General features: G+C 58.1%; 6 protein-coding genes. All 6 read left to right on the top strand.

Going from position 1 to position 7,034, the window contains the following annotated elements; genetic code table 11:
* A partial coding sequence (locus AC2FNC_RS10200) for an ImuA family protein (RefSeq protein ID WP_496715230.1) occupies positions 1-530 on the top strand: 530 nt, incomplete at its 5' end.
* 62 nt (positions 531-592) lie between these two features.
* Complete coding sequence (locus tag AC2FNC_RS10195) at positions 593-1,807, top strand: MFS transporter (RefSeq protein ID WP_480516760.1); 1,215 nt, start codon at positions 593-595, stop codon at positions 1,805-1,807.
* The gene (locus AC2FNC_RS10190) at positions 1,804-2,400 is read left to right on the top strand and encodes a YceI family protein (RefSeq protein WP_496715229.1); all 597 of its coding nucleotides are present in this window, start codon (positions 1,804-1,806) and stop codon (positions 2,398-2,400) included. The genes AC2FNC_RS10195 and AC2FNC_RS10190 overlap by 4 nt, the downstream gene beginning before the upstream one ends.
* Positions 2,401-2,480: 80 nt before the next feature.
* Entirely contained in the window at positions 2,481-3,701 is a 1,221-nt protein-coding gene (locus tag AC2FNC_RS10185; protein WP_480472365.1) for an MFS transporter, read from the top strand.
* A 206-nt stretch (positions 3,702-3,907) separates the two neighbouring features.
* Complete coding sequence (gene metG, locus AC2FNC_RS10180; RefSeq protein ID WP_480516754.1) at positions 3,908-5,626, top strand: methionine--tRNA ligase; 1,719 nt, start codon at positions 3,908-3,910, stop codon at positions 5,624-5,626.
* A 249-nt stretch (positions 5,627-5,875) separates the two neighbouring features.
* Entirely contained in the window at positions 5,876-7,033 is a 1,158-nt protein-coding gene (locus AC2FNC_RS10175) for an efflux RND transporter periplasmic adaptor subunit (protein WP_480516752.1), read from the top strand.
* Position 7,034 lies beyond the last annotated feature (1 nt).

The following is a 7,034-nucleotide window of genomic DNA, read 5'->3' as shown; positions in this document are numbered from 1 at the left end:
ACGAGGCTTGCGGCCCCGCCCGGCGCAGCTTTGCCATCTGGCTGGCCGGTCAGACACAGGGGCCCGTGCTGTGGATTTCCCCCGCGTGGGAGCCCGCCCAACTGAATCCCGACGGAATGATGGCCTTTGCTGATCCGGCGCGTTTTCTGTTCGTCCATCCCACCCGCGCCGAAGATCTGCTATGGTGTATTGAAGAGGCGCTGCGCAGCGGAGCCATCCCGCTGATCATAGGCGACCTGCCCGGCGCGCCGGGGCTGACACCAGTGCGGCGGATGCATCTGGCCGCAGAACAAGGCGGCACGATGGGCCATGCCCCGCTTGGCCTGCTGCTGACGCCCGGTGATGGCGGCGCACAAGGGGTTGAGACACGCTGGCACATAGCCGCCGCCCATCAGGGGGATGCCAGGCACTGGACCCTGACCCGCCGCCGCGCCCGCGCCCTGCCCCCGGTCAGCTGGCAAGCCACTCAGACCGCTGCCCGCACCGGTCTGCACCTGAAACGCATTGAAACAGAGGACATTCTGACGTGAAGCCGCAAGGATCACGCAAGATGTGACTGGCCAAACTCCGGATCGCACCCTAGCGTCGCCGCATGAGCCATCCGATCCATGACAGCCGCTATTCCTGGATACGCCTTCTGATCACGCTCGCCATCGCAACTGTGGCGAATGTGGGAATGTGGGCTGTAATCGTGGTCATGCCCGCCGTCGAAGCAGAATTCAGCGCCGGTCGCGCCGAAGCCTCGATGCCATATACACTTACGATGATTGGATTTGCGCTGGGCAATATGTGGCTGGGGCAACTGGTGGACCGGCTGGGTGTGACACGCGCCCTGATCGGCGCTGCTGTTTTAAGCGCCTTCAGTTATCTATTGGCAACGCTGGCCCCGAATATAACGCTACTATCCGCGGCGCATCTGCTGGTCGGGCTGGGAACATCGATCGGATTTGGGCCCTTGATCGCCGATATCTCGCACTGGTTCATGAAACGGCGTGGAATCGCCGTCGCTCTGGTGGCCAGCGGGAATTACCTGTCCGGGGCAATCTGGCCCACCCTGCTGTCCGGTATTCTGGCACGCGACGGCTGGCAACAGGTCTATCTGACATTGGCGGTTCTGACGTTGCTGGTTGTCATCCCCCTGTCCTTGTTGTTGCGCCGCAAGGTCCCAATCGAGGCGCACGACACAGCCGCGGCCACAGCCCGGATCAACGCACGCAGTGTCGGTGTTTCACCACGCGTGTTACAGTACATTCTTGGTCTGGCCGGCATTGGATGTTGCGTAGCGATGTCCATGCCACAGGTCCATATCGTGTCGTATTGCGTCGGGCTGGGATACGGCCCCGCAGTGGGGGCTGAGATGCTATCGCTGATGCTACTGGGCGGCGTCGCCAGCCGTATCGTCTCGGGCCTGTTGGCCGACCGTCTCGGTGGCGTCATGACACTTCTGATCGGCTCTGTATTGCAGTGCATCGCGCTGTTCCTGTTCCTGCCGTATGACGGGATGGTCTCACTTTATGTGATCAGCTTGCTATTCGGTCTGGCGCAGGGTGGCATCGTGCCCAGCTACGCTTTGGTTGTCCGCGAATACATGCCGCCGCAAGAAGCCGGCGCGCGAGTCGGATTCGTCATGATGATGACAATTCTTGGCATGGCGCTTGGTGGCTGGATGTCAGGCTGGATTTACGATGTCACCGGAAGTTACCAACTGGCTTTCGTCAACGGCATTCTTTGGAACGGCTTGAACATTGCCATCGTTCTGATGTTGATCAAAAGATCCCGCCCCAGACGGGACACGGTCATGGCATGACACACCTGACCCGCCGCTTCGTACTTACGGGGATGGCGGCTCTGCCTTTGGCGAATACGGTGCAGGCCGCCTTGAAGCCATACAATTTGTCACCGAACGGCACCCGGGTCGGGTTTACCTATGACCTCTCCGGCATTCCCCAGACCGGATCAATGCCGATCCGGGACGCGAACGTGGAAATTGACACGCAACGCCTGCAAAACAGCCGGGTCACGGTGGTGCTGGACGTTACCAAGGCCAGAACCCGCTTGCCCTTTGCCCGCATGCCGATGCTCGGCCCCAGTGTATTGGACGCCGAAACCTATCCGACAATTCAGTTCGTTTCGACTGACATTCAATTGGGGGCGGATGGGCGCATTTCGAATGGCGCTCGTGTCAAGGGAGAACTGACTATCCGAGGTCTGACGCACTCCATAACCTTGGAAGCCAACCTGTACCGCCAGCCTGGTACAGCCGCGAACGACCTGAGCCGCCTGTCCATAGGTTTGATCGGGACTTTGAACCGGCACGATTTCGGTGCCTCGGGTTATCCCGATCTGGTAGGACAACATGTTGGGCTGGACATTCGTGCCGAGATCATTCGAGCAACCTGACTGACAAAAAGCAAAAAACGACTGGATAAAGTCGAATAGTTGCGCGCATTGTCCGGTGACGCCGCCTATCTGAGAAAACCATGCGCACGATCATTTCATTTGCCGCCCTGTTTCTGTCGGTCATTCTGCTTCAGCTTTCAACAGGCGGCGTCGGGCCACTGGATGCCATCTCCGGGATCACGTTAAGCTTTTCGACCGAACAGATCGGTATGCTGGGTTCGGCGCATTTTCTTGGCTTTTTCATAGGTTGCTGGTGGGCGCCGCGACTGATGGGCAGCGTCGGGCATTCCCGCGCATTTGCCGTATGCACAGCGCTGGGCGCGATGGGGTTGATCGGCCACACCCTGACAGACAATCCTTATGTATGGGCGGCGCTGCGCATCGCCTCGGGCACATGTGTGGCAGGCTGTTATACCGTCATCGAAGCCTGGCTGAATGCAAAAGTAACCAATGAGACACGTGGACGAGCCATGGGCACCTATCGCATCGTCGATATGGGTGCCTCGCTGAGTGCTCAGTTGATCATCGCTGTCCTGCCACCCGCCTCGTATGTATCCTACAACCTCTTGGCGATCCTGTGCTGCGCCTCGTTGCTGCCGCTGACGCTGACACGCGCAAGTCAACCGAAGACGCCTGACGCCCCCCGCCTGCGCCCGAAACTGGCGTGGCACAGTTCGCCATTGGCCGTAGCAGGCGTCATTGTTTCTGCACTCAGCTCAGCATCTTTCCGAATGGTCGGGCCCGTCTACGGTCAGGAAGTCGGGCTGGGAGTGGATCAAATCGCCTTCTTCCTAGCTTCTTTCGTTCTGGGCGGGGCACTGGCGCAGTATCCGATGGGGTGGCTCGCTGACAAGTACGACCGGCGCTGGGTCTTGATCTGGCTTTCGGTCGCGGCGGTACTAAGCTGCGGGGTCACAATGGCGGCAAGCGACACGGGAACTGTCGGTGTCATGCTGGCAGCAGGGCTTTTTGGGTTTACGACATTCCCGATCTTTTCGGTGTCATCCGCACATGCCAACGATTTTGCGACAACCGAGCAGAGGGTCGAGTTGTCTGCCGCCCTGATGTTCTGGTACGCGCTGGGGGCAATTGCGTCACCCTATATCACATCAACACTGATCCAGGATTTTGGACCCAGCGCGCTGTTTGCATTTGTCGCGGTCGGCCACGTATTCCTGATCGGCTTCGGCCTGGCCCGAATGCGGTCGCGTCCAACACCCGCGGAAAGAACCAATTACGTCTACGCACCGCGTACATCCTTTACGGTCGGAAGGTTGCTGAAACGCGCCCGCGAGGAATGAAAAGCGAGCCCGCAGCCCTGCATTGCGGAGAGTCTGCGAATTGGCTGACTACAATCTGACCGTATTGCAACGGCCATCGGCGGCTTGGTCGTCCCATCAGGGGCGCGTCACAAATCAGAGTTATTCCAGTCATCTACGAAACCGGGCTTTTGCTGAGCGGTGACATAGGTTAGACGAACGCGCAGTTAGATATGCGGAAACGGAATATGGCTCGGATTCTCATCACCTCGGCAATCCCATACATCAATGGGATCAAGCACCTCGGCAACCTGATCGGCTCGCAACTGCCTGCCGACTTGTATGCACGCTATCAGCGTGGCCGGGGAAACGAGGTCATGTTCCTGTGTGCCACCGACGAACACGGCACCCCGGCCGAACTGGCCGCTGCTAAAGCTGGAAAGCCTGTGGCCGAGTATTGCGCGGACATGTACGAAATTCAGGCCGACATCGCCAAGCGTTTTGGGATGAGCTTTGATCACTTTGGCCGTTCATCCAGCGAGCAGAACAAAAAGCTGACCCAACATTTCGCCGGGAAACTGGATGAGGCCGGGTTGATCCGTGAAGTCACGGAAAAGCAAATCTATTCCAACGCGGATGGTCGTTTTCTTCCCGACCGCTATATCGAGGGCACCTGCCCCAATTGCGGGTATGAGAACGCACGTGGCGACCAGTGCGAAAACTGCACCAAGCAGTTGGATCCAACCGACCTGATTGAACCGCGCTCGGCCATTTCGGGCTCGACCGATCTGGAAGTGCGTGAGACCAAGCACCTCTATCTGCGCCAATCGGCAATGAAGGATCAGTTGGATGCCTGGATTGACAGCAAAACCGACTGGCCGATCCTGACCACATCCATTGCCAAGAAGTGGCTGCATGATGGCGACGGGTTGCAAGACCGGGGGATCACCCGCGATCTGGACTGGGGTGTTCCGGTCAAGAAAGGCGATCAGGACTGGCCCGGTATGGAAGGCAAGGTCTTCTATGTCTGGTTCGACGCGCCGATTGAATACATCGCCTGTGCCAAGGAATGGGCGGATTCCACTGGGAAACCCGATTCCGAGTGGGAACGCTGGTGGCGCACCGACAAGGGCGCGAACGATGTGCGCTATGTCCAGTTCATGGGCAAGGACAACGTGCCGTTTCACACGCTTTCTTTCCCCGCCACCATTCTCGGGTCGGGCGAGCCGTGGAAAATGGTCGACCACCTGAAATCCTTCAACTATCTAAACTACGACGGCGGCCAGTTCTCGACCTCGCAGGGTCGTGGCGTTTTCATGGATCAGGCGCTCGAGATTCTTCCAGCTGACTACTGGCGGTGGTGGCTGCTGAGCCATGCACCGGAAAGCAGCGACAGCGAGTTCACGTGGGAGAACTTCCAACAATCCGTGAACAAGGATCTGGCCGATGTTCTGGGCAACTTCGTCAGCCGCATCACTAAGTTCTGCCGCTCGAAATTCGGTGAGGTGGTGCCCGAAGGCGGTGAGTTTGGCGAGCGTGAGAACGCTCTGATCGATGAACTTACCAAACGTGTCCGCGCCTATGAGGCGCATATGGAAGCAATGGACGTCCGCAAATCGGCTCAGGAGCTGCGGGCCATCTGGGTGGCTGGCAATGAATTCCTGCAAGCTGCGGCGCCGTGGTCAACCTTCAAGGAAGACCCCGAACAAGCCGCTGCACAGGTGCGTCTGGGTCTGAACCTGATCCGGTTCTATGCCGTGCTCAGCGCGCCGTTCATCCCTGATGCTGCGGCCAAGATGCTAAGCGCCATGAACACGCTTGATACCAGCTGGCCGGAAGACGTAGCCGCAGCGTTGAACGCGCTACCCGCGGGTCACGACCTTACCGTGCCAGACGTTCTGTTCGCCAAGATCACAGACGAACAGCGCGAAGAATGGCAGGCAAAATTCGCTGGTAAACGCGGCTGACCACCCTGATATTCGGATACTCAAACGGGGGCCGTTGGCCCCTGTTTTCGTTCGGCACCTCGGAACGGGCCGACACCTAAACCAGCTTACTTGCTCAAATTTTTGGCGTCATCGCGAACCACCTCGGGATTCATCGCGCTTGAGAAATCGTGGTAAACAAGCCATCCTGCAAACAAGTTTTGTCGACTCGCGCGATTGTGACCGCCGGGATGGACACCAATTGTTTCTGAAATGCACGAGGCTTTCGCCATGTCCCAAGTTTTCCCTTTTCCAACTCAGGCCCGCAATCCAATTGCCACCGCATTATTGCTGATATCCCTGGGACTGGCCCAACCTGCAACTGCACAGGACGAAGGAGCGGCACCGAAAGTTACGATTGCGGCCGCCTACACCGAAGAAATCACCGACGAGGCTTCCTTCATAGGGCGCGCTCAGGCGATCAATAAGGTCGACATCGTCGCCCGCGTGAACGGTTTTCTCAACAGCCGAAATGTCGAGGATGGGGCAACGGTCAAAGAAGGCGACCTGTTGTTCACCATCGAACCGGACCTTTACGAAGCGACATTGGAGGCCCGAAAAGCTGATCTGAACCGGGCCGAGGCAAATCTTGAGTTGGCCAAGGTTGACCTGGCGCGTAAGGAAGAGCTTTACAAGCGCGACGCGACACCTGAATCCGAACGTGACATCGCGCGGGCAAACGAACTGGTCGCCGAGGCTCAGGTCAAGGCCGCAAATGCAGCGATCCAGCAGGCCGAACTGGACCTCAGCTATACACAGATCCACGCGCCTTTTGATGGGCGTATCGGCAGCATCACCACCAGTGTCGGCGATGTGGTAGGCCCGACCAACCCCCCGCTGGTGAACATTGTCAGCGAGACGCCGATCTATGTGAATTTCTCGCTCAACGAAAAAATCTTCACTTCGGTTCTTCAGACCGTTGGCGCAAATTCCGCCTCTCTTGCTGACAGCCCGCAAAGCCCCAATGTGCATATCACGCTGCCAAATGGAACCAAGTTGGATGAAACGGGCAGGATCGTATTCGTTGACAATCGTATCGACCCGTTGACCGGTGCGATCACAATGCGCGCCCAGTTCGAAAATGCCGACCGTTTGATCCTGGATGGTGCATTCGTGAACGTGCAGATTGAAGCGCTGCAACCAACCCTGCAAGTTCTGGTGCCGCAAGCTGCACTGCAACGCGACCAGCGTGGTGACTTTGTTCTTGTAGTAAACGACAAACAGATGGTGGAGCAGCGATACATCACCACAGGCAACACGGAAGGTACTGCCATCATCGTTACGGAAGGCTTGCGTGAGGGCGAAAGCGTGATTGTCGAGGGCCTGCAACGGGTCCGCCCCGGCGTGGCCGTTGACGCGGTCGTCGCTTCTGAACAGCCGGGAGAATAAA

It is taken from the genome of Ruegeria sp. BHSA123, from assembly GCF_059613425.1.
This window is presented reverse-complemented; position numbering and strand designations above follow the sequence as displayed.